Source organism: Pseudomonas sp. EU05-FHT14B02 (genome assembly GCF_058791055.1).
The window spans coordinates 18,780-38,434 of the sequence record NZ_JBYTDD010000008.1 but is presented as its reverse complement, the minus strand read 5'-3'; the positions used below and the strand labels follow the sequence as shown (position 1 = coordinate 38,434).

20 protein-coding genes and 1 tRNA gene are annotated in these 19,655 nt (G+C 56.0%); 8 read left to right on the top strand and 13 right to left on the bottom strand.

The window, feature by feature from the left end; genetic code table 11:
- Positions 1-37: 37 nt before the first annotated feature.
- Both gabT and gabD read right to left on the bottom strand, forming a co-directional pair.
- The gene (gabT, locus tag AC3WTM_RS09970) at positions 38-1,315 is read right to left on the bottom strand and encodes a 4-aminobutyrate--2-oxoglutarate transaminase (RefSeq protein ID WP_102672713.1); all 1,278 of its coding nucleotides are present in this window, start codon (positions 1,313-1,315) and stop codon (positions 38-40) included.
- Positions 1,316-1,499: 184 nt separating this feature from the next.
- The gene (gabD, locus tag AC3WTM_RS09965) at positions 1,500-2,942 is read right to left on the bottom strand and encodes an NADP-dependent succinate-semialdehyde dehydrogenase (protein WP_090452425.1); all 1,443 of its coding nucleotides are present in this window, start codon (positions 2,940-2,942) and stop codon (positions 1,500-1,502) included.
- A 348-nt stretch (positions 2,943-3,290) separates the two neighbouring features.
- Between gabD and AC3WTM_RS09960 the strand changes: the two genes are divergently transcribed.
- The 5 genes from AC3WTM_RS09960 to AC3WTM_RS09940 all read left to right on the top strand — a co-directional run bounded on the left by AC3WTM_RS09960 (position 3,291) and on the right by AC3WTM_RS09940 (position 7,554).
- Positions 3,291-3,367 (top strand) — tRNA-Arg (locus AC3WTM_RS09960).
- A gap of 403 nt (positions 3,368-3,770) precedes the next feature.
- Entirely contained in the window at positions 3,771-4,739 is a 969-nt protein-coding gene (locus tag AC3WTM_RS09955) for an ABC-three component system protein (protein ID WP_102672712.1), read from the top strand.
- A complete protein-coding gene (locus AC3WTM_RS09950) occupies positions 4,726-4,953 on the top strand; it encodes an ABC-three component system middle component 6 (RefSeq protein WP_102672711.1) in 228 nt (75 codons plus the stop codon). Before AC3WTM_RS09955 ends, AC3WTM_RS09950 begins: the two co-directional genes overlap by 14 nt.
- On the top strand, positions 4,944-6,668 hold the full coding sequence (locus AC3WTM_RS09945; protein WP_207291260.1) for a DUF2326 domain-containing protein: 1,725 nt from the start codon (positions 4,944-4,946) through the stop codon (positions 6,666-6,668). The genes AC3WTM_RS09950 and AC3WTM_RS09945 overlap by 10 nt, the downstream gene beginning before the upstream one ends.
- 592 nt (positions 6,669-7,260) lie before the next feature.
- Positions 7,261-7,554 carry a DUF3077 domain-containing protein gene (locus AC3WTM_RS09940; protein ID WP_102672461.1) on the top strand — a complete coding sequence of 98 codons (294 nt, stop codon included), beginning with the start codon at positions 7,261-7,263 and terminating at the stop codon, positions 7,552-7,554.
- 180 nt (positions 7,555-7,734) lie between these two features.
- Here AC3WTM_RS09940 and AC3WTM_RS09935 read toward each other — a convergent pair whose 3' ends face one another.
- On the bottom strand, positions 7,735-8,004 hold the full coding sequence (locus tag AC3WTM_RS09935) for a hypothetical protein (protein ID WP_219736666.1): 270 nt from the start codon (positions 8,002-8,004) through the stop codon (positions 7,735-7,737).
- A 57-nt stretch (positions 8,005-8,061) separates the two neighbouring features.
- Entirely contained in the window at positions 8,062-8,622 is a 561-nt protein-coding gene (locus tag AC3WTM_RS09930; protein ID WP_102672459.1) for a YbhB/YbcL family Raf kinase inhibitor-like protein, read from the bottom strand.
- A gap of 139 nt (positions 8,623-8,761) precedes the next feature.
- On the opposite strand from AC3WTM_RS09930, the gene AC3WTM_RS09925 reads away from it, so the two are divergent.
- Positions 8,762-10,291 carry an FAD-dependent oxidoreductase gene (locus AC3WTM_RS09925; protein WP_102672458.1) on the top strand — a complete coding sequence of 510 codons (1,530 nt, stop codon included), beginning with the start codon at positions 8,762-8,764 and terminating at the stop codon, positions 10,289-10,291.
- Between the two features lie 72 nt (positions 10,292-10,363).
- Here AC3WTM_RS09925 and AC3WTM_RS09920 read toward each other — a convergent pair whose 3' ends face one another.
- From AC3WTM_RS09920 to AC3WTM_RS09890, 7 genes are all read right to left on the bottom strand, one after another.
- Positions 10,364-11,869 (bottom strand): YdgA family protein, encoded by a 1,506-nt coding sequence (locus AC3WTM_RS09920; RefSeq protein WP_102672457.1) that lies wholly within the window; start codon positions 11,867-11,869, stop codon positions 10,364-10,366.
- 297 nt (positions 11,870-12,166) lie between these two features.
- On the bottom strand, positions 12,167-12,802 hold the full coding sequence (locus AC3WTM_RS09915; RefSeq protein ID WP_102672456.1) for an NADH:ubiquinone oxidoreductase subunit N: 636 nt from the start codon (positions 12,800-12,802) through the stop codon (positions 12,167-12,169).
- Positions 12,803-12,895: 93 nt separating this feature from the next.
- Complete coding sequence (locus AC3WTM_RS09910) at positions 12,896-14,344, bottom strand: efflux transporter outer membrane subunit (RefSeq protein WP_102672455.1); 1,449 nt, start codon at positions 14,342-14,344, stop codon at positions 12,896-12,898.
- The gene (locus AC3WTM_RS09905; RefSeq protein ID WP_102672454.1) at positions 14,341-15,228 is read right to left on the bottom strand and encodes an efflux RND transporter periplasmic adaptor subunit; all 888 of its coding nucleotides are present in this window, start codon (positions 15,226-15,228) and stop codon (positions 14,341-14,343) included. The genes AC3WTM_RS09910 and AC3WTM_RS09905 overlap by 4 nt, the downstream gene beginning before the upstream one ends.
- Complete coding sequence (locus AC3WTM_RS09900; RefSeq protein ID WP_007987399.1) at positions 15,225-15,434, bottom strand: DUF1656 domain-containing protein; 210 nt, start codon at positions 15,432-15,434, stop codon at positions 15,225-15,227. Before AC3WTM_RS09900 ends, AC3WTM_RS09905 begins: the two co-directional genes overlap by 4 nt.
- Positions 15,431-17,503: an FUSC family protein gene (locus AC3WTM_RS09895; RefSeq protein ID WP_102672453.1), complete on the bottom strand. Its 2,073-nt coding sequence runs from the start codon at positions 17,501-17,503 to the stop codon at positions 15,431-15,433. The genes AC3WTM_RS09900 and AC3WTM_RS09895 overlap by 4 nt, the downstream gene beginning before the upstream one ends.
- The gene (locus AC3WTM_RS09890; RefSeq protein ID WP_173677982.1) at positions 17,500-17,928 is read right to left on the bottom strand and encodes a MarR family winged helix-turn-helix transcriptional regulator; all 429 of its coding nucleotides are present in this window, start codon (positions 17,926-17,928) and stop codon (positions 17,500-17,502) included. Before AC3WTM_RS09890 ends, AC3WTM_RS09895 begins: the two co-directional genes overlap by 4 nt.
- Positions 17,929-18,127: 199 nt before the next feature.
- Between AC3WTM_RS09890 and AC3WTM_RS09885 the strand changes: the two genes are divergently transcribed.
- Positions 18,128-18,406, top strand: coding sequence for an antitoxin of toxin-antitoxin stability system (locus AC3WTM_RS09885; protein WP_102672452.1), 279 nt, complete (start codon positions 18,128-18,130; stop codon positions 18,404-18,406).
- A complete protein-coding gene (locus AC3WTM_RS09880; protein ID WP_102672451.1) occupies positions 18,403-18,684 on the top strand; it encodes a type II toxin-antitoxin system RelE/ParE family toxin in 282 nt (93 codons plus the stop codon). The genes AC3WTM_RS09885 and AC3WTM_RS09880 overlap by 4 nt, the downstream gene beginning before the upstream one ends.
- 4 nt (positions 18,685-18,688) lie before the next feature.
- Here the strand turns inward: AC3WTM_RS09880 and AC3WTM_RS09875 are convergent, their stop codons facing one another.
- Together AC3WTM_RS09875 and AC3WTM_RS09870 are read right to left on the bottom strand one after the other, a co-directional pair.
- Positions 18,689-18,934 (bottom strand): DUF2789 domain-containing protein, encoded by a 246-nt coding sequence (locus AC3WTM_RS09875; RefSeq protein WP_015092958.1) that lies wholly within the window; start codon positions 18,932-18,934, stop codon positions 18,689-18,691.
- A 130-nt stretch (positions 18,935-19,064) separates the two neighbouring features.
- Positions 19,065-19,526 carry an aminoacyl-tRNA deacylase gene (locus AC3WTM_RS09870; RefSeq protein ID WP_102672450.1) on the bottom strand — a complete coding sequence of 154 codons (462 nt, stop codon included), beginning with the start codon at positions 19,524-19,526 and terminating at the stop codon, positions 19,065-19,067.
- Positions 19,527-19,655 lie beyond the last annotated feature (129 nt).

The window sequence follows — 19,655 nt, the reverse complement described above, 5'->3', positions numbered from 1 at the left end:
GAAGCGGGTTTTTTGTGGATCAGGTCACACTGGGTGATCAGAGCTCGGAGAAGCACTCTTCGATGATCGCCAGGCCTTTGTCCAGTTGCTCGTCCGGCGAGGTCAGCGGTACCAGGACGCGCAGAACGTTGCCGTAGGTGCCGCAGGACAGCAGGATCAGGCCCTTGTCGCGAGCCTTGGCCACAACGGCTGCCACGGCAGTCGGGTTCGGCTTGTGGCTGTCGCCATCTTCGAACAGCTCGACAGCGATCATCGCGCCCAGGGCACGAACTTCACCGATCACCGGGTACTTGGCCTGGATGGCCTTCAAGCCGGTTACCAGACGCTCGCCAACAGCCTTGCAACGATCCAGCAGGTGCTCTTCTTCGAACACTTCCATCACGGCCAGGGCCGCGGCGCAAGCGATCGGGCTACCGGCGTAGGTGCCGCCCAAGCCGCCTGGAGCGATGGCGTCCATGTATTCGGCCTTGCCGCACACACCGGCCAGCGGGAAGCCGCCAGCGATGGATTTGGCGAAAGTGGTCAGATCGGCAGCAACGCCCATCTGTTCCATGGCGAAGAAAGTACCGGTACGGCCGGCGCCAGTCTGTACTTCGTCAGCGATCAGCAGGATGCCGTGCTGGTCGCACAGGGCACGCAGACGCTTCATGAATTCTTTCGGCGCGACGTAGAAGCCACCTTCGCCCTGAACCGGCTCGATGATGATCGCAGCGATGTCTTTCGGCTCGGCGTCGTTCTTGAAGATGCGTTCGATGGAAGCGATCGAATCGTCGATGCTCACGCCGTGCAGTTCGTTCGGGTACAGCGCGCGGAAGATGCCGCCTGGCATCAGGCCCATGCCGGCCGAGTAAGGCACGACTTTACCGGTCAGGCCCAGGGTCATCATGGTGCGACCGTGGTAAGCGCCGGTGAAGGCGATCACGCCGGCGCGGCCAGTGGCGGCACGGGCGATCTTGATGGAGTTTTCAACGGCTTCGGAACCGGTGGTCACCAGCAGGGTTTTCTTGGCGAAATCACCTGGCACCTTGGCGTTGATTTTTTCGCACACTTCCACGTACGGCTCGTAGGCCAGTACCTGGAAGCAGGTGTGGGTCAGCTTGTTCAGCTGCTCGGTCACGGCGGCGATGACTTTCGGGTGCACGTGGCCAGTGTTCAGCACGGCGATACCGCCGGCGAAGTCGATGAACTCACGACCTTCAACGTCGGTTACGGTCGCGTTCTTCGCGGAATCGGCGAAAATCGGGTGAATCTGGCCAACACCACGTGGAACAGCAGCGGTACGGCGGGCCATCAAAGAAGCGTTAGTCTTGCTCATACATTCCTCATTCACCGCTCATCGGGCGGCGTGGTTCAAGGATTAAGCGGCGGGGAACAACGGCGGCAGCATGCGATGATCGACTGCCACTGCGTTCCCGGCCACCGAGAAAATTCCGGTTTGAAGCGGCGCAAAGGGACAGCGCTCTCGTGCCCTTTGCGCTTGAAGCAATGCTCTTCCGGGGTTAGATGCCCAGGCAGAGGTATTTGATTTCCAGGTAATCTTCGATGCCGTACTTGGAGCCTTCACGGCCCAGGCCCGAGGCCTTGATGCCGCCGAACGGCGCGACTTCGTTGGAGATCAACCCGGTGTTGACGCCGACCATGCCGTATTCCAGGGCTTCAGCCACACGGAACACACGGCCCAGATCACGGGCATAGAAGTACGAGGCCAGACCGAACTCGGTGTCGTTGGACATCGCGATCACGTCGGCTTCGTCTTTGAAACGGAACAGTGGAGCCAATGGACCGAAGGTTTCTTCCTTGGCCACGGCAGCGTTGTTCGGCACGTTGGTCAGGATAGTCGGCTCGAAGAAGTTGCCTTCCATCGGCTTGCCACCCGCCAGCACGGTCGCGCCTTTGCTCAAGGCATCGGCGATGTGTTCTTGCACCTTGGCCACGGCTTTTTCGTCGATCAGCGGGCCAGTGGTAGTGCCTGCTTCCAGACCGTTGCCGATCTTCAGTTTGGCGACAGCCACTTTCAGCTTCTCGGCGAATGCGTCGTAAACACCGTCCTGGATGTACAGGCGGTTGGCGCAGACGCAGGTCTGGCCGTTGTTGCGGTATTTGGAAATGATCGCGCCTTCGACGGCCTTATCCAGGTCCGCGTCGTCGAACACGATGAACGGTGCGTTGCCGCCCAGTTCCAGGGACACTTTCTTGATGTCCTTGGCGCATTCGGCCATCAGTTGACGGCCGATTTCGGTCGAACCGGTGAAGGACAGCTTGCGCACGATCGGGTTGCTGGTCAGCTCGGTACCGATGTCGCCGGCGCTGCCGGAAACAACGCTGAACACGCCAGCCGGGATGCCGGCACGCTGGGCCAGTTCGGCCAGGGCGAATGCGGAGTACGGGGTTTGCGAAGCAGGCTTGAGCACCATGGTGCAACCGGCGGCCAGGGCCGGGCCGGCTTTACGGGTGATCATTGCAGCCGGGAAGTTCCACGGGGTGATGGCAGCGGTCACGCCGATTGGCTGCTTGATCACGATCAGGCGCTTGTCTGGCTGGTGGCCCGGAATCACGTCACCGTAGATGCGCTTGGCTTCTTCGGCGAACCATTCGATGAAGGAAGCGGCGTAAACGATTTCGCCCTTGGCTTCGGCCAATGGCTTGCCTTGCTCCAGGGTCATCAGGCGAGCCAGGTCGTCCTGGTTCTCGATGATCAGTTCGAACCAGCGACGCAGCTTGGTCGCACGTTCTTTGGCGGTCAGAGCACGCCAGGCCGGCAGCGCTTTGTCAGCAGCTTCGATCGCACGGCGGGTTTCGGCAGCGCCCATTTTCGGCACGGTGCCCAGAATTTCGCCCGTTGCCGGGTTGTTGACCTTGATCGTCTGACCATTGTCCGCATCAACCCACGCGCCATCGATGAAGGCTTGCTGGCGGAACAACTGGGTGTCTTTAAGCTGCATGTCGGCTTTCCTTAACAGCACCGCAATGAATGCGGAGCAAATTATGATTGTAGAAAGGCGCCTCGATAGGCTGCCGTCAGGGAAATCATTCACCGGGCTGAAGCACATAAATAGCGCACTGATTGAACTCGTGCGGTTCAGCACCCAGACAAGAGCGTTTGAAATCTCAAACGAATCCTAGGATCAAAGGGGGTAAAGGACAATAGCCTGTTCGAAAAAAAGAACGAAAACGACGCTTTTGCCTGTTTTTTCTGATCAACGTAGCAGGCGCGCGTTACAGCTTCAAAAAACACAGGCGATTCAGCAGCATGGACGCCTTCAACGCATATGAGTATCATGGCGCCCGCTGCACCAGTAGCTCAGCTGGATAGAGTACTGCCCTCCGAAGGCAGGGGTCGTGGGTTCGAATCCCGCCTGGTGCACCATATAGTAGAAACGAAAAAGCCTCAGACCGTAGGGTCTGAGGCTTTTTTGTGGGTGCCATGTTAGAAAAATCGATCTAAATAGAACGACGTATACAGATGCTGTGTGTAAGACATGCCAAAAGTGATATAGATAAAAACTATCAATATTGATTTTTAGATACAGCCCGTAGATTTCAGAGGTAATCTGGCAATGGCGCAATTGAGCATGGCTTGGCCGGCGAATTTTCACCTTCCCTGTACTGCTGAAGCACAACTCAAATCGCGATTTTATGCCACAACTTATTTTTGATTTATCCACACTGAAAAAATAGCATTGCAACAGTGGCATAGATAGAGTTGACTATGAAAAATGCCTGCTGAAGCCGCTTAGAATGCTCTTGAAATCTTCATAGAAGGTAAATGGATGAACCGTCAGACTTATTGCAATTACGTAGAAGAACAATTAAGCCAGCTTGCATATAGAATAGAAGTGCGCAGCAAACTTAACATTTTGGATTTGAACATACACTCTGAAAATTTCTACACACATTTATTTAATAAATTGTTTAAATGGAATTTAAGCAACTTAAACCTTACCGATCAAAATGCAGAGGCGATCGACTTGATCGACAACCTGCAAAAAATACTAATTCAAGTATCTTCTACGGCCACCAAATCCAAAGTAGAATCAGCACTAGAAAAGGATCTAAAAAAATACACGGGCTATTCATTTAAATTTATTTCTATTTCTAAAGATGCTGGCAACCTTAGAGACAAAACCTACAAAAACCCTAACCAGCTTAGCTTCAATCCCAAAACTGACATTTACGATGTACCCTCGATCATCAGAACTTACACCTCGTTAGATATAGAGTCACAGAAAGAAATCTTTGATCATATCAAGCTAGAGTTCCAAGCCGAAATCGAACCAATAAAAACAGAAACCAATTTGGCTAACATCATAAATATTCTTAGCCAGCATTCATGGACTGAAAGCAGTACGGACATTGAAGTCACACCATATGATATCGGAAAAAAAATAGACCACAACGACTTAAACGATGCCAAAGACATCATTGATGACTATAAAATACACTACCATCGCTTAGACTCCATATATAAAACATTCGATACTCAAGGAAAAAACAAAAGCCTTTCCGTGCTCAGCGCAATCAGGAATATTTACATAAAAAACAAAGGAGCACTAAAAGGTGATCAACTATTTTTTGAGATTATTTCCTGCGTAGAAAAAATAATACAAAGCAGTGCAAACTACACTACAATACCGCAAGACGAACTGAGTCTTTGTGTGAATATACTTGTTGTAGATACTTTCATCAGGTGCAAAATTTTCAAAAATCCGGAAAGGTATGAACTCAATGCTACTTCCTGATAATATCCATCCAGAACAGACAGTTTACTATAATGGGGGTATCGTCTTGGCCGCCATGCAAAAAAATGAATCTATAGAGTTACTTGATCTTTACGCTGAAACAAAAAAAATAAAAGAAATGTCTATGCCTATCTTCATACTTTGCTTGGACTGGCTCTACTTGCTCAACGTTGCAAAAATCACAAGCCAAGGACGGGTAGAACTATGCATTTAAAATCGTTAAAAATTTCCAGCGACGATAAAATCATTAGAGAAATTAATTTCCGCAAGGGAATCAATTTAATCGTCGATGAGACTCCAGTTTCATTTGGCAATGAAACTGGAAACAATGTAGGCAAGACAACAGTATTAATGTTAATAGACTTTTGCTTGGGCGCAAGCCCCAAGCATATCTATACCGATCCAGAAAATAAAAAAGAAGAACACAAAGCAGTTAAAGAGTACTTAATAAAAAACGAAATTCTAATAACTTTAATTCTCAAAGAAGACATATCAATCATAGAATCTAAAGAGACTCGTATTGATCGTAATTTTTTGTCACGCTCGAAAAAAATTCAGAAAATCAATGGCTTACAAAAAACTGACGATGAGTTCGAGGAAGGTTTAACCAATCTATTATTTCAAAACCACTATGGTAAAAAACCAACATTTAGGCAAATAATATCTCATAACATCCGCTATAGAGATCTTAGCATTAATAATACTTTAAAAACTCTCGACGCTTACACTAAAAACGAAGAGTACGAAACTCTCTATTTATTTCTGCTTGGTTGTGATTTCCAAGACGGTGATAGCAAACAAGAGTTACTGACAAAAATCCGTTTAGAACAATCATTCAAAACACGCCTTGAAAAAGAGCAAACTCGTTCCGCATATGAAATTGCCCTTTCCTTACTTAATGAAGAAATAAGCAAACTCAACCACCGCAAGTCAACATTCAATCTCAATGAAAATTTCGAATCAGACCTTAGCACTTTAAACAATATAAAATTTGAAATAAGCCAACTCAGCTCAGAAATCGGAAGACTCAACATTCGACGCTCTTTAGTATTAGAAGCACAGAGCGACCTGTCATCGAATGTTGCAAACATCGACACTGCGCAACTAAGAGCCATTTACGAACAGGCAACTACACTTATTCCAGAAATCCAAAAAACATTTGACGAGCTTTACACCTTCCATAATCAAATGATTACAGAGAAGGTACTTTACATTTCAAAAGACTTACCAAGACTTGAAAATGACATTCTACTCAAGTCTGGCCATCTCAATCGACTCCTTGAAGCCGAAGCAAAAATAACTTTGTCAATTTCCAAAAGCGAACCATTTGAAGAGCTAGAGAAAATAATAGCGGAGCTTAATGAAAAACATCACAAAAAAGGCGAATTCGAAAATATACTGCTACAGCTAGAGCGATCTGAATTAGAGTTGGCAGAACTAAACAAGCAATTAAAAGCAATAGACGACTCTCTATTTTCGCAGGAGTATGAACAAAAAATAAAAGATCAAGTAACTAAATTCAACAAATACTTTTCGACAGTCTCACAAGATCTATACGACGAACAGTATGCATTAAAGGTTGACCCTGAAATAAAAAACGGGAAACGACTTTACAAATTTAGTGCGTTCAATACGAACTTTAGCTCGGGGAAAAAACAAGGCGAAATTTCTTGTTTCGATATTGCTTACACTCTATTTGCTGACGAAGAAAGAATTCCGTGCTTTCACTTCTTATTGAACGACAAAAAAGAACTAATGCACGACAACCAATTAATAAAAATCGCCAACCTGGTAGAAAACTCGAACATCCAATTTGTTGCCTCTATCTTAAGAGACAAGCTTCCGGATGAGATAAACAACGAAGACAACTTCATTGTAAAACTATCTGAAGATGACAAACTTTTCAGAATCGAAAACTTTGGCAACTAAATACTAAGCTTCCACAATGCAGATATTTTAGACATTCGGGAGTCGCTTTCTAAGCTAAACGCCCAAATTTTTTAGTTTGTTTTCAAATGTAAAAAATTAAAATAACAGGCATTTATACCCGTTAACGGTTTTAGCCAGATCCGCCAACTTTTTGAATAGTTGTTATGGGTTTTGCGAGAGTTTGCTGGTGACGTTCTTCGAGCCATCATCGTCTCGCAGCCCAAATTTCAAGGTTGCAGGAGACCATCCCGCGCGCTAACCTTCCGCCGTCGCTGCCAATTCAGCGACCGGGCTTGGTAACCCGAGAGTTAAGCGCAACAGCGCCCCCATTGAGAATTACAGGCGTTTTTGACGTCCGCAATTTTGAGTTATGGCGGCTGTGCGTGGGACGTCTTCGGGCGTGCCGGATTCCTTGACTCCCGGTTTACCAACCTGCGCACAGCTGCCACCCATTCGCTTGGTAACGAAAAAGTGGCAGTTCCACGTCAAGGAGCTAGACCATGCGCAATACAAATCCGCACGAAATTTGGCTTATCCCTCAACGCGATTTCGAGTCGCGATCTCTCTGCATCTCCGTCAATGGAGGTGGCAAGTGACTGAACATTCAGAAGCAACAACCATCGGTTTGACTCCCTGCATCTACTGCCCGGACGAACCGCTGTTCCATGTCAGCGGAGGGGTACCTATCAGCAAAGCATTAGCTCAAGCATCCGATCTGCTGTTCCTGGCCAAGTCGTTCGCCGAGGATGCTGCCTATGCAAGAGATACCGACCGCCATGCATGGGCGGCCCATTATCTGACCGCGATGAGTAAGGCAGTAATTGATGATGTGGTGAAAGTGCTGACGCGACGTCCTCTGACGCTCAAGCAACAAGCCACAGAGTAGTGATCACTCAACCTTGAAATACGCCCCGAGCTTTCGGGGCCTCCACAAACCCAGGGCAGCATGGAGTCGACTCAGGGCAACCTATGCTTCGGGCCACTCAGAGAGGGGGTCACTAGCCCTTCAGTTGTTCGGTTTATCCGAACCACTGCTCATAATGAAAAACCGCCGAAGCGGTTTTTTTCATTCTGTCGTCCAGTCGAACTCGTCGTACTCATCATCGTCTTCGTCGTCCTCGAAAAACTCCTCTTCAAGGTCGTCGTCTTCAACAACAGCCTCTTCCGACTGATTCAGCAGAAAATCCTTGCGACTCTCGGTAATCGCTCGCCGCAGTTCCTCACCCTTTTGCGGGCAGTTGAGCATTTGGGCGATGCGGTCGATCTTTTTTGCCACGGCATCCTCCAACGCATCGGCTATAGCCTGATAGTGCGCGCTTTCGGGGGTGGATGCCAAATCCCCCGGAATACCGCGCACTTCAGTTTTCTGCAAATCCGCTGGGGCGATCAGCCTTTAGCGGTGATAGCGCCGCACCACGCTGCTGTTTTTCAGGACGTGGCCTTTGATTTTTTCCAGCAACTGCGCACGGGTCAGGCCGGCGGGCAAGGCGTCCGGGGGCAGGTCCAGAGCGTAGATCTGGATGATGTAGTGGTGCGCGCTGTCGCCAACGGGCGGGCAAGGGCCGACATAGCCGGTGGTTGCCTTGCTGTTGGTACCGGCGACGCCCTCGAGGCCGGGTTTACTCCCGGCGCCGGCCGGGATCTGGTGGGTGCCGGCCTTGATGCCGTAATGCACCCACTGGTCGATGCCCTGGCCCTTCTGGCCGTCAGGGTCGTGCATGACGATGGCATAGCTTTGGGTGGCTGCCGGGCCGGCGTTCCAGTTCAATGCCGGGGAAATGTTGTGTCCGCCACAGCCGGCGGAATCGCTGGCAGCGGCCGACGTGAACAGGCGGTCATCGGAGACTCCAGGAATGTTCAGGGTGAAACGTTCCTGGGCCTGCGCCGGGAACTGCACGCACAGGGCGACTGCCAAGGCCGCAAGCCAAGGGTTCATTGAGGTCAATCGGGGCATACCGGAGCACCTTGTACGTGTTGGGCCGTCGTCGGCGTGCAAACTATAGCCGCACCGTTCACGCCGTGGCAGGGGCAATTGGCCGAACCTCGCGATAAGTACCAGACTCATAAGTGAAACGTCTGTCTGGAGAGCAATCATGACTCTGCATCGCGTTGCACGTGTCGCCAATGTGCCCGAAGACCGAGGTCTGGAAGTGCCGGTCCAGGACAGCAAGATTCTGCTGTTGCGGGCCGGCGAACAACTGCGCGCTTATCAGGCCGAATGCCCACATGCCGGAGCCCCGCTGGCTGACGGCGCGATATGCCACGGGCGCCTGACATGTCCATGGCACAAGGCGCAGTTTCGGGTCGAGGATGGCAGGCTGTGTGAACCGCCAGCCCTGGACAGCCTCAAGCGCTATCCCCTTGAAGTCCGTGACGGCGACATCTGGGTCGGCGACCAGCCGATGCCGGACGCCCACGCGCCACCGGCCGACGATCCACGAACCTTCATCATTGTCGGCGCTGGCGCGGCAGGCACGGCGGCGGCAGCGGCGTTGCGCGAGAAAGGATTCGGCGGCCGGTTGCTGTTGATCGACCGCGAAGCCGACGCCGGATACGACCGCACCGCGCTGAGCAAATACGTGATCGCCGGGGAGATGCCGCTGCACGAAGTCCCGCCGCTGCGCGACGAGGATTTTTACCGCGAGCAGCGGATCGAACGCCTGCGAGGCGAAGTGGCAAGCCTGGACGCGCCAAACCGGACGCTGCGGCTGACTGACGGCCAATCACTGACATACGACGCCGCGCTGCTGGCCACTGGCGGCGAACCCAATTCGCTGACGCTGCCCGGCGCTGACCTGCCGCAAGTGTTCGTCCTGCGCTCCAAAGCCCATGCGCAGCAGATTCTGGAAAGCGCTAGCGCCGGCCAGCGGGTGGTGATCATCGGCGACAGCTTCATTGCCATGGAATCCGCCTCGTCCCTGCGCCAGCTTGGCCTGCACGTGACCGTACTGGCCCGCCACGAGGTGCCACTTGCCAAACAGTTCGGCGATACGGTCGGCAAGGCCATTCGGGCACGACATGAAGCCCATGGCGTCGTGTTTCATACCCAGGGCAATGCGGTACAGATCGAAGGGACAGACAAGGTCGAAGCCGTGCGCCTGGACAACGACCAACGCCTGGCGGCCGATCTGGTGCTGGTCGGCATCGGCGTGACGCCAGCCACGGCGGCCTTTACCGGGTTACCGAAGGAGCAGGATCACTCGCTGCATGTCGATGGCGCAATGCGCGTGGCCGACGGTCTCTGGGCGGCTGGCGATATCGCAACGTTCCCGCTGAACAACCAATACCTGCGCATCGAACACTGGCGACTGGCCCAACAACAGGCGCGGATCGCCGCGGCCAATATGCTGGGCGGTGACGAGCATTACCTCGACGTGCCGTTTTTCTGGACCTGGCATTTCGGTAAAACCTATGACTACCTCGGCCACTCCGAGGCCTGGGACGAAGTCGAGTTCAACGGCGACCCTTACAACCCGCCGTTCATAGGCCTGTTCGGAAAAAACGGTGTGGTGTCGGCGGCGGTAGCCTGCGAGATGGACCGGGCAATGGCGATGCTCGCCGAGCGGATGAAACAACCGCTGCCATGGGAAGAGGCATGGCGCCTGATCCGTGACGTTCCCTAGAGTTGCCAGACAGCAAAACGCCCGGCGCCTGCGCGATGCAGAGGCCGGGCGTTGCGAGGTAAACGGCCGCCGTTATTCGGTAGCGCCAGCATCCGCAAACTTGCTCATCACAAAACCGGCAAACTCTTCGACGGTCATTTTCTGGCCGTTGAAGTCCACCTGATTGTTGGCGTAACGCAGGTTGGTGACGATGTTATTGCCGTCCAGTTTTGCCAGTTGGCTGCCGACCGCCATGCTGCTGAACATGTCCGCGGTGGCGGTGGCCTGATCGGCAATCAGCTTGGCGTCGGTCTGACCGTCGATTTGCGATTGCACGGTGAGCACATCGATCAGCATGGGTTTGGACACTTGCAGCTTGAAGTCCAGCAGCGCGATCAGCTGTCTGACCAACTGATCGGTCGGCAGATCGATAGCTTGTGGCTTGGTCAGGTCTAGCACCATGTTGGCGCGGCTCTCACCATTGGCGGTGTTGAACGACAGGTTTTCCAGGGCCACTTGTGGTCCGGCCGCCAGCAGTTTTTCCAGGCTGGACTTGAGCAGCGCCTCTTCGGCTTCGGTCAGTTTCAGCTCCGGTGCCGGCAGACCGGCCGCCGTTGCTTCGGCCACCGTCCGTTCATACGGCTGCAGTTTGCTCTGGTAAATCTGCATCAACGACAGGGTCGCCGGAATGTCGAGGTTCTTCAGGCTCATGGCCAGCGAACCGGAACCAATGGTCTTGCCGTTCAGGGACACTTCGCCAACCTTGTAATCGGCACGCCCTGAGGCGTTGCTGCCCTTTTCTTCAGTCAGGTTTTTCATCTCGAATTTCTTGAAGTCCAGCACCGACTGCTTGACGCCAAAAGTCGATTTGCCGCTGGCCAGTTCAACGACGTTTTCGCCGGTGTAGAAACCGTAGGTACTTTTTGTCAGGTTGCTGGCCAGGGTCAGGCCATTGAATTCAACCTGCACCGGCGTCTGGTCTTCAGACACGGTGGTCACCTTCAGGCTGTCCATGTAGCCGTTGGCCTTGACCTTCTGCGCCTTGGCGCTGGCGTCGACGTCCATTTTCAAGCCGGAGAACTTCATGCTCGACTTGTCATCCAGTGCCATTTCCAGCGGCTGCAACTCGAAGGTGCCATTGGTAGCGTTGTCATAGCCGATATTGACCACGCCGGTCAGCGGGGACTTGTCTTTGGCGGCGGCAAACCACTTCTCGGTGAACGGGGTCTTTTCCAGCTCGTAGTGACTGGTCGCCAGGACCGGCAGCCACTTGAGCGACATCAGGCGCGAGAACGGCAACGGGCCGTGTTCGATGTGATCGACAAACAGCAACTCAACCGGCGCTTCGCCGAACATTTCGCCTTCGCCCTTGAGGCGATAGTGCGCGGTGCTGCTGAACACATGACGCTCCAGCGACACCAGCTCCAGCGACGCCGTGCCGTTGGAACCAACCATCGCCGCCTGCAGTTCCTTGTTGGCATCGGCTATCGAGGTGTTCAGCACACCTTCGATCCTGGTGCTGGTGAACCAGGCCCCGCCTGCGCTGATGGCACCGATGGCGACAACAATTCCCAGTAGCACGCCTGCTGATTTATTCATGTATGACCCGTTCAGTGTCCGTTGTTGAAAGTGAGATCGTCTTCCCTGAACCCATGACGGGTTGTGGCTCGACAGTGCTGAAAGTGGAATGGAGATTAGCATCAGGGGCGACGAACGGCCCAATGATTAAAGGTGAAAGAGTGTCTTGGGGGCGGGGGCGCAGGATTCGAGATCTTCGCAGTCCATTCGATCGCTATCGTCGGAACGCCGCCCGGAGCAAGCTTGCTCCCACAGGGATCACGCTATACCTGTGGGAGCGGGCATGCCCGCGATGGCGGCATAACAGCCACCACAAAATCAGGAATACTGGACTTCAATCTCATCCAGCTGATGATCAAAGCTTTTGAGCCGCGCAGTCCAGGTGTACACCAGCACTTCGAAGTCACGATTGATCACCGCCCCGCCCGTCACTTCCGCGCGCGGGTCGCAGACGTCCAGTTGATAGCGTTCGCGGGCCATGGCCGTAGCGACATCGGCCAGCTCCCGGGCATTGTTGAGCCAGTGCCGACCGTCGTCAGCCACTTGCCGGTCCAGCGCCACGCATTGTTTTTTCAAGGTATCGAGGCTTTTTTCCAACGGCGTGCCGGTCAATTCGCCCATGACTTCCTGAAACGTGCGCCCCGGTTGCCAGTAACTGCCCCAGAAATAACGGTCGAACACCGTTTCGACACGACGCAACGCCACCTTGGTGTCCCAGATCAGGACCAGGGTCTTGCCTTGTTCGAGTTGTCTTTTCTTGATGCGTTGATTCTGGACTGAGGCCCAGGCCACCACTGCAACGGACATCACGGCAATCAGTGCGACGGCACTGTCGAGGAACACCAGTGCCTTGTCGATCTGTTGGGCCAGCATGATTCCGTAGAAATAAGTGGCCGACAGCAGCACCAACGCCACGATGGCGCACCAAAAACCGAGAACGTAAGGGTTTTTCATTATTGGTTTCCCCCTGACCTGCGCGAGCCTTGTGCGAAGAAAGGGCGCTTTGCACGGGGCACCCTCCCAACACTTCAAAGCATAGCAACGGCCTCAGGGTTTGCCGGAGTTCGACGCTTGCGTTCGTCCGCTTTCCCAACCGCCGCCCAAGGCGAGGAACAAGTCGATCTGGCTGGCGGCAACCTGAGTGTTAGCGGCCGCCAGCTGCGCCGTGACGTCGATGTAGGTGCGGGTGGCTTGCAGGTCGGCCAGGAACGAGGCGCGGCCGGCCTGGAAGAAGCGGTGGGTCTGGTCAGCTGCCAGTTTTGCCGATTGCTCGGCATCGGCCAGTGCATCGCGGCGTTGCAGCAATGCCGTGTACTGGGCAAGACCGGTCTGGGTCTCACGAATGGCGTTGAGAACCACTCCGTCAAAATGCGCCAGGGTCGCCTGGGTCACCGCTTCGGCTTCGCGGATGCGCGCCCGGGCGCCGTTGGTCGGCACGTTCCAGGTCAGCGACGGACCGAAGCCCCAGCGATTGGTAGACGGGTCGCCGAGATCGTCCAGAATACCGACGGTACCGATGGTCGCGCCGATGCTGATGTTCGGGTACAGCTCGCCCGTGGCGACGCCGATACCGGCCGTCGCGGCCGCCAGTCGACGCTCGGCCTGCCGCACATCAGGACGACGCTTGAGCAACGCGGCACCATCGCCCACCGGTACCAGTTGCGCGATTTTTGGCAACTCGTCGCAGGTGGCGGTGCCGGCCGGCAGTTGGTCCACCGGCTTGGCCAGCAACATCGACAAGCGGTACAGCCCGGCCTGGCGCGACGCTTCATAGCGCGGCATGTCGGCGCGCAGGGATTTGAATTGGGTCTGCGAGCGGGTGACCTGGGTTTCGTCGCCACGCCCGGCATCGCGCAGACGCTGGATCAGCGTGGTGCTCTGGGCTTGCAGGTCGAGGGAATGCTGGGCGATTTCCCGCTCTTCATTGGCTGCACACACCTGGGTGTAGGCCCGGACCACGTCGGCCACCACGGTGATGCGTGCAGTATCGGCAGCTGCTTGTGTCGCATCGGCATTGGCCTTGGCCGCTTCGATACCGCGTTGCAAGGTGCCGAACAGGTCGAACTGGTACGACGCGCTGATGCCGATATCGCCGATGTTGGCCACCGGCACTTTTTCCGGCAGCAGGAAGGCCTGACCGGACTCCTGCAAGCGCTGGGCGCCCATCTTCACGCCGCCGCTCCAGCCACCTGCCGCTTCGGCCTCATCGACCTGAGCCCGAGACCTCGACAGGCTGGCCGCCGCCACACGCAAATCAGTGTTGGAGGCCATGGCCTGCTGTACCAACTGGTCGAGTCGCGGGTCTTTGTACAGGCGCCACCAATCGGCCGGCACCGGTGCGGAAACCACCGTTTTGCCGTCGACCGCCAGATCGCCCTGAAAGTCAGGACGATGGACAGCCGCCTCTTCCGGTAAATGATAATCCGGCCCGACCATCTGACACGCCGACAGCAACAGGCCTAACCCGGCGACCGCCAAACCCGAGGCCTTGCTCATTGCGTCGGCTCCCGTTGTTGATCGTCGATGATCGATACCGTGGCGGTGCGCCCGGCGATCATGCGGAAATCATCCGGCACGTCATCGAAGGCGATACGCACCGGAATTCGCTGGGCCAGCCGCACCCAGCTGAAGGCCGGGTTGACGTTGGGCAGCAGGTTATTGCCGCTGGTGCGGTCGCGGTCTTCGATACCGGCGACGATGCTCTCCACATGCCCGCGCAGGCGTGCATTGTCGCCGATCACCCGGATGTCGACGCTCTGGCCGATATGGATGCCGTTCAGTTTGGTTTCTTCGAAATAGCCGTCGATGTGGAACGAGTTGCTGTCGACCACCGACAACACGGGCCGCCCGGCGCTGACGAACTCCTGGGCCCGTGGCGCGCGGTCGTTGACGTAGCCGTCTACCGGGCTGCGGATCACCGAGCGGTCGAGGTTGAGCTGTGCGCTGTCCACCGCCACCTGGGCTTCCAACAAGGCCACTTGGGCGCGGGCCACTTTCGACTGGCTTTCTTCCAGTTGCTCACCCGGCACCAGGTTACCAAGACCCTTGTTCCGCTTGGCCTCGCGCTGGGCCTGGGCCAGGGTTTCCTCGCGGTCGGCGACGGCCGCTTTCGCCTGGCGCAGGGCCAGCTTGAAGCGGTCCGGATCGATGCTGAACAGCACTTGGCCGCGCTTGACCAACTGGTTGTCGCGCACCTCCACTTGCTGGATCAGCCCGGAGACATCCGGCGCGATTTGCACGATGTCGGCGCGGATGTGCCCATCGCGGGTCCAGGGCGCGAACATGTAATACATCACCATGCGCCAGACCACGACCACGGCGAAGCTCACGATCAGCAGGGTCAGCACCACGCGACCCAGGGTTAGAATCGGTTTTTTCATGTCATCAGGTATCGACTGAGTGAGTCCACGGCGCCAAGCAGCAAGGCGTAGAGGGCCACGTTGAACAATGCCCGGTGCCAGACCAGACGGTAAAAGTGCAGGCGCGTCAGCACCCCGTGCACCAACAGGTACAACACATACGTAATGCCCATCAGCACCAGCAGCGTGGGCAGGAACACCCCGCTCAGATCCAGGTCACCGATCATAAAGGCGCTCCATCAATGCCATGGGGAAGCGGTTCTTCGAGCTCGGCGGAACCGACGAATTCGACACCGGGCAGCAGTGCCAGGCGCAAGCCGCTCAGGGCGTGCAGCAGATGCCGACGGGTTTCGTCATCGCCGGCACCGCTGAGGGCGCGACGGGTGCGGTCGAGGGTCATCAGCAACGGGCTAGGTGCCGGAAGGCGCTCACCGGCCTTGAGACAGGCCTTGAAGTACTCGCCAACCTCGGTCACCACCTGGCGCAGCAGCACCTGCGGCACACCAAGGACCCGCGGCGTATAAGCGAGCAGGTCCAACAGATTCAGCGCCACCCGCACTTCCCGCAGTGCCACACCGGAGTCCTGGCCGGTCATGGCCAGGCGCGGCAGATGCTGCATCAGCCGATCGAGCATCCGTATGCCCAGAAGCCGATGTTCAGACAACGTGGCCGGCTCGGAGAGGCCGACAATGTCACGCCAGCTGAAACGGGTCAGGCGCTTGGCTGCCAGTTCGGCACCGAACGGTCGGGCGATCAGGGTCCAGATGAACGCGAACAACAACCCCATGGGGCCGGCCAGGTTGGAGTTGGCGAAACTGAGGAAGTCCGCGTCGTAAGCGCCCTGAATGCTGATGAAGGACGAGGTGTTGACCAGGGTCAGCAGCATGCCCAGGTAAAACTGCGGCTTGACCGTCAGGGTGCCGACACAAATGAACGGCACGGCAAACGCCAGCACCAGCATCGGAAAGTCATGCAGGTTGGGCAGCACCAGAAACAGATAAAGGCTGGCGAACACCACCGACATCGCCGTCCAGAAAAAGAACCGGTAAATCTGCGGCGCGGGATCGTCCATCGAGGCAAAGAAACTACACGCCACCGCCGCCAGGATCACTGCGCTGCCGCCATCGGTCCAGCCGAGCAGAATCCACAGCACCGAAGCGACGATTATCGCGGTGACGGTGGAGGCCGCGGAATAAAACATCAGGCCGCGATCCAGAAACGGGGACAGCCGCCCCAGCCGCCAATGCCGATACACCGCGCGCCAGTTGTCCTGGCTTTCGCACTGGATGGCGTATTGCAGACTGCGGCAGTCCTGCCACAAATCGATCCACTCGCCGAGACGGTAAATGGCATTGGAGAACAGCAGTTGCTTGCGGTCATCCAGCGCTTCGGGAGCCGGTTGCAGGGCCTCGAGTTTATCCTTCAGTGCCTGCCAGCGGTCGAGGTCGGCATCCTTGTGCTCGAGCCATTCGGTGGTGGCCGTCAGCAATGGTGCGAACTTGTCCACAAGCTCGGGGGTGCGCCGTTCCAGGGCGTAAAGCGCATCGTCGAGGGCATCGATCACCGGCAGCAGGTGAATCATCCGCCCGCGCAACTCCCTGGTGTTGCGTACTGTCTGCGGACGCGAGCCTTCGTGGGGCAACTGGCCGATCATCAACTCCAGGGAGTTGAAGGTGGCGACCATCGATGCACGCAACGCACTGACTTCTTCAGGCTGCACGCTGCGGCTTAGGAAGCGCAGGCTGTAGGTCGAGGCATCGGCAAACCATTTGCTCACCGAATCATTGAACACCGGCGCCAGACGCCGGGGCCAGAACATCGCGCCAACCACTGCCGCCACGGCGATGCCGAGGAAAATTTCTTCGGTCCGTGCCTCGGCCACGTCCCACACCCCCAGCGGGTTATTCACCACCGGCAGGGCAATCAGCGGCAAGGTGTAACCGGCGAGCATCAAGGCGTAGTTGTTCGCGGTACGCAAATGCAGGGACAGAAACAGCAGCGTCCCGGTCCACAGCGCAATCACCACCACCAGCACGTAGGGGCTCTGCACGAACATCGGCACGAACAAAACCGCCGCCGCAGCGCCGACAAAGGTGCCGACCGCCCGGTACAGCGCCTTGGAACTGGTAGGACCGAGAAACGGACTGGAAACGATGTACACCGTGGCCATCGCCCAGTACGGACGCGGCATTTGCATGAGCAGGGCGATATACAGCGCGATCATCGATGCGGCGAAGGTGCGGACCCCGTAGAACCAGTCCCGCGCCGGGGGCATGCCAGAGAAAAATCCGCTCACGAGTTGACCACCGATGGCGGCGTGGCCGCTTCAAATGCTCTCAGTACCCGCAGCGTAGCTTCCAGGTCACCCTGGTCAATGCCTTCAAGTACCTCCTGGCGCAAGCGCACCAGCTCCACTTCGACCGCCTGCACCAGCTCACGACCGGTTTCGGTCAGGCTCAGGCATTTGGCGCGGCGGTCCTGTGTGTCTTCGGTCCGGCAGACGTAACCGGCATGGCACAACTGATCGAGCAGGCGCACCAGCGACGGGCTCTCCATCCCCGCGGCTTGCGCCACCGTCACCTGGCGCACGCCCTCGCCCAGACGCCCGATCATCAACAGCGGAACGGCGCAGGCTTCGGAGATGCCATAGTTGACCAGCGTGGTCTGGCAGATTTTGCGCCAGTGCCTGGCGGCCACCACCATGGCACTGCTGATGTTCATCTGGAGGATGTCGAGGTTATTCGGCACGAGGGAAAACACACACTGTTAGTTTGCTAACTATCAATATCGCATTGGAGGGGATTTTCCGTCAAGTTTTGAAACATATTGGCTTCCATCCGTCGCGAAGCCATATGGGGTGAACAAGCCACCATACTGAAGATGTATATACTTTGTCAGCACGACAACCGAGAAGGCAGCCATGTCGAAACAAGCCGTTTTTACAATGAAACTTGAGTCTGAACTGCGTGAACAGTTCATGGCAGAGGCAGAAGCCGCTCATCGCCCCGCCTCGCAAATCGTCCGGGAAATGATGCGTCAGTTTGTTCAAACCCAACGGGAGGCTCGCGAGTACGAAGCATTCCTGCAGCGCAAGGTCGACACCGCACGCGCTTCGATGCGCGCCGGCGACGGGCTGACAAATGATGAAATTGAGGCAGAGTTCGCTGCCAGGCGCAGGCGGGCCGCGCCACAGGAATGAAAATAATATGGACGAAAGAAGCAGCACAGGACCGTGCAGACATTTGGGATTACCTGCATGCCGTTAACCCAAAAGCAGCCATCGACATGGACAACCGGTTCAGCAATGCGCTATCCCGGCTTGCCAAATACCCGGAAATCGGCCCTGCCGGGATCATTTCAGGCACTCGCGAGCTGACGCCACATCAGAGTTACCGCATTGTTTATGAGCAGGGACTGGACGCCATCTGGATACTCGCCCTGGTCCATACATCCCGACAGTGGCCGCCCGGACGATGACGATTCACACCCCGCGCCCCTTCCTCAACATCACATCCAGTTGATCCACCACCTCGGCCCAATCCGCGTCATCGAGAATCTCCTCCCGCAGAAGCTCCGCCTGGCTCGGGCTCCAGAAAAACGCATCCGCAAGGTGCAGCTCCGGTTTGAGCGGTGAATGGGTGGCGATGAATTTATCGATGCTTTCGGCGTCGTCCGGCAGGCCGAGTTGCTTGAACAGCGAAGGAAGGTTGTGGGTCGGGCTTTCCATGTCGAACTCCTGGGGACCAATTCAAGGACCGCTGCGCGGTCATCGCGAGCAAGCTCGCTCCCACAGGAAATGCGATAAATCTGTAGGAGCGAGCTTGCCCGCGATGACGTCAGCATTGACGAAACAAAACTCAATGACTCAACTCCCGCACCTCGGCATGCGGCACCATTTTCAGGAACTCGGGCACGTCCATGCGCACCAGGTTGACGTGGTTTCCAGCCTCCAGATAGATGTCTTTTTGCCGGGTCAGCAGCGGATCGATAACCACCTCCAACCCGTAGGACTCACCCAGCGCCGGTACGGCACCGCGTTCGCAATCATCGAACAGGTGCGCTAGGTTGCTTTCGCGGGAAATTTGCCACTCACCACTGCTGCGGACTTTGCTCAGGTCAAGGTGACGGCTGGCGGGCAACACGGCCATCAGGTAATGCCCATGGTGATCGTCGAGGATCACTGATTTGGCCACCCGTTCGGCAGGAATACCTGCGACCCGCGCCGTTTCAAGGCTGCTGGCCGAGTGTGGGTGGCTGACAATGTCGTATTCGCATTGAGCCTTTTCCAGGCTTCGCTGCACGGTTCTTGCCATACGCATGATGCACCTCGGTGTCCGCCATGATCGCTTGCGGACGATGATTAAAGCTTGGCTTGCGTAGTAAAAGTCTAGGCCCGTCAGCGCGTTCCGGTGGGAAATCCGCTCATCGGCTGCCGACGGTAATTGAGC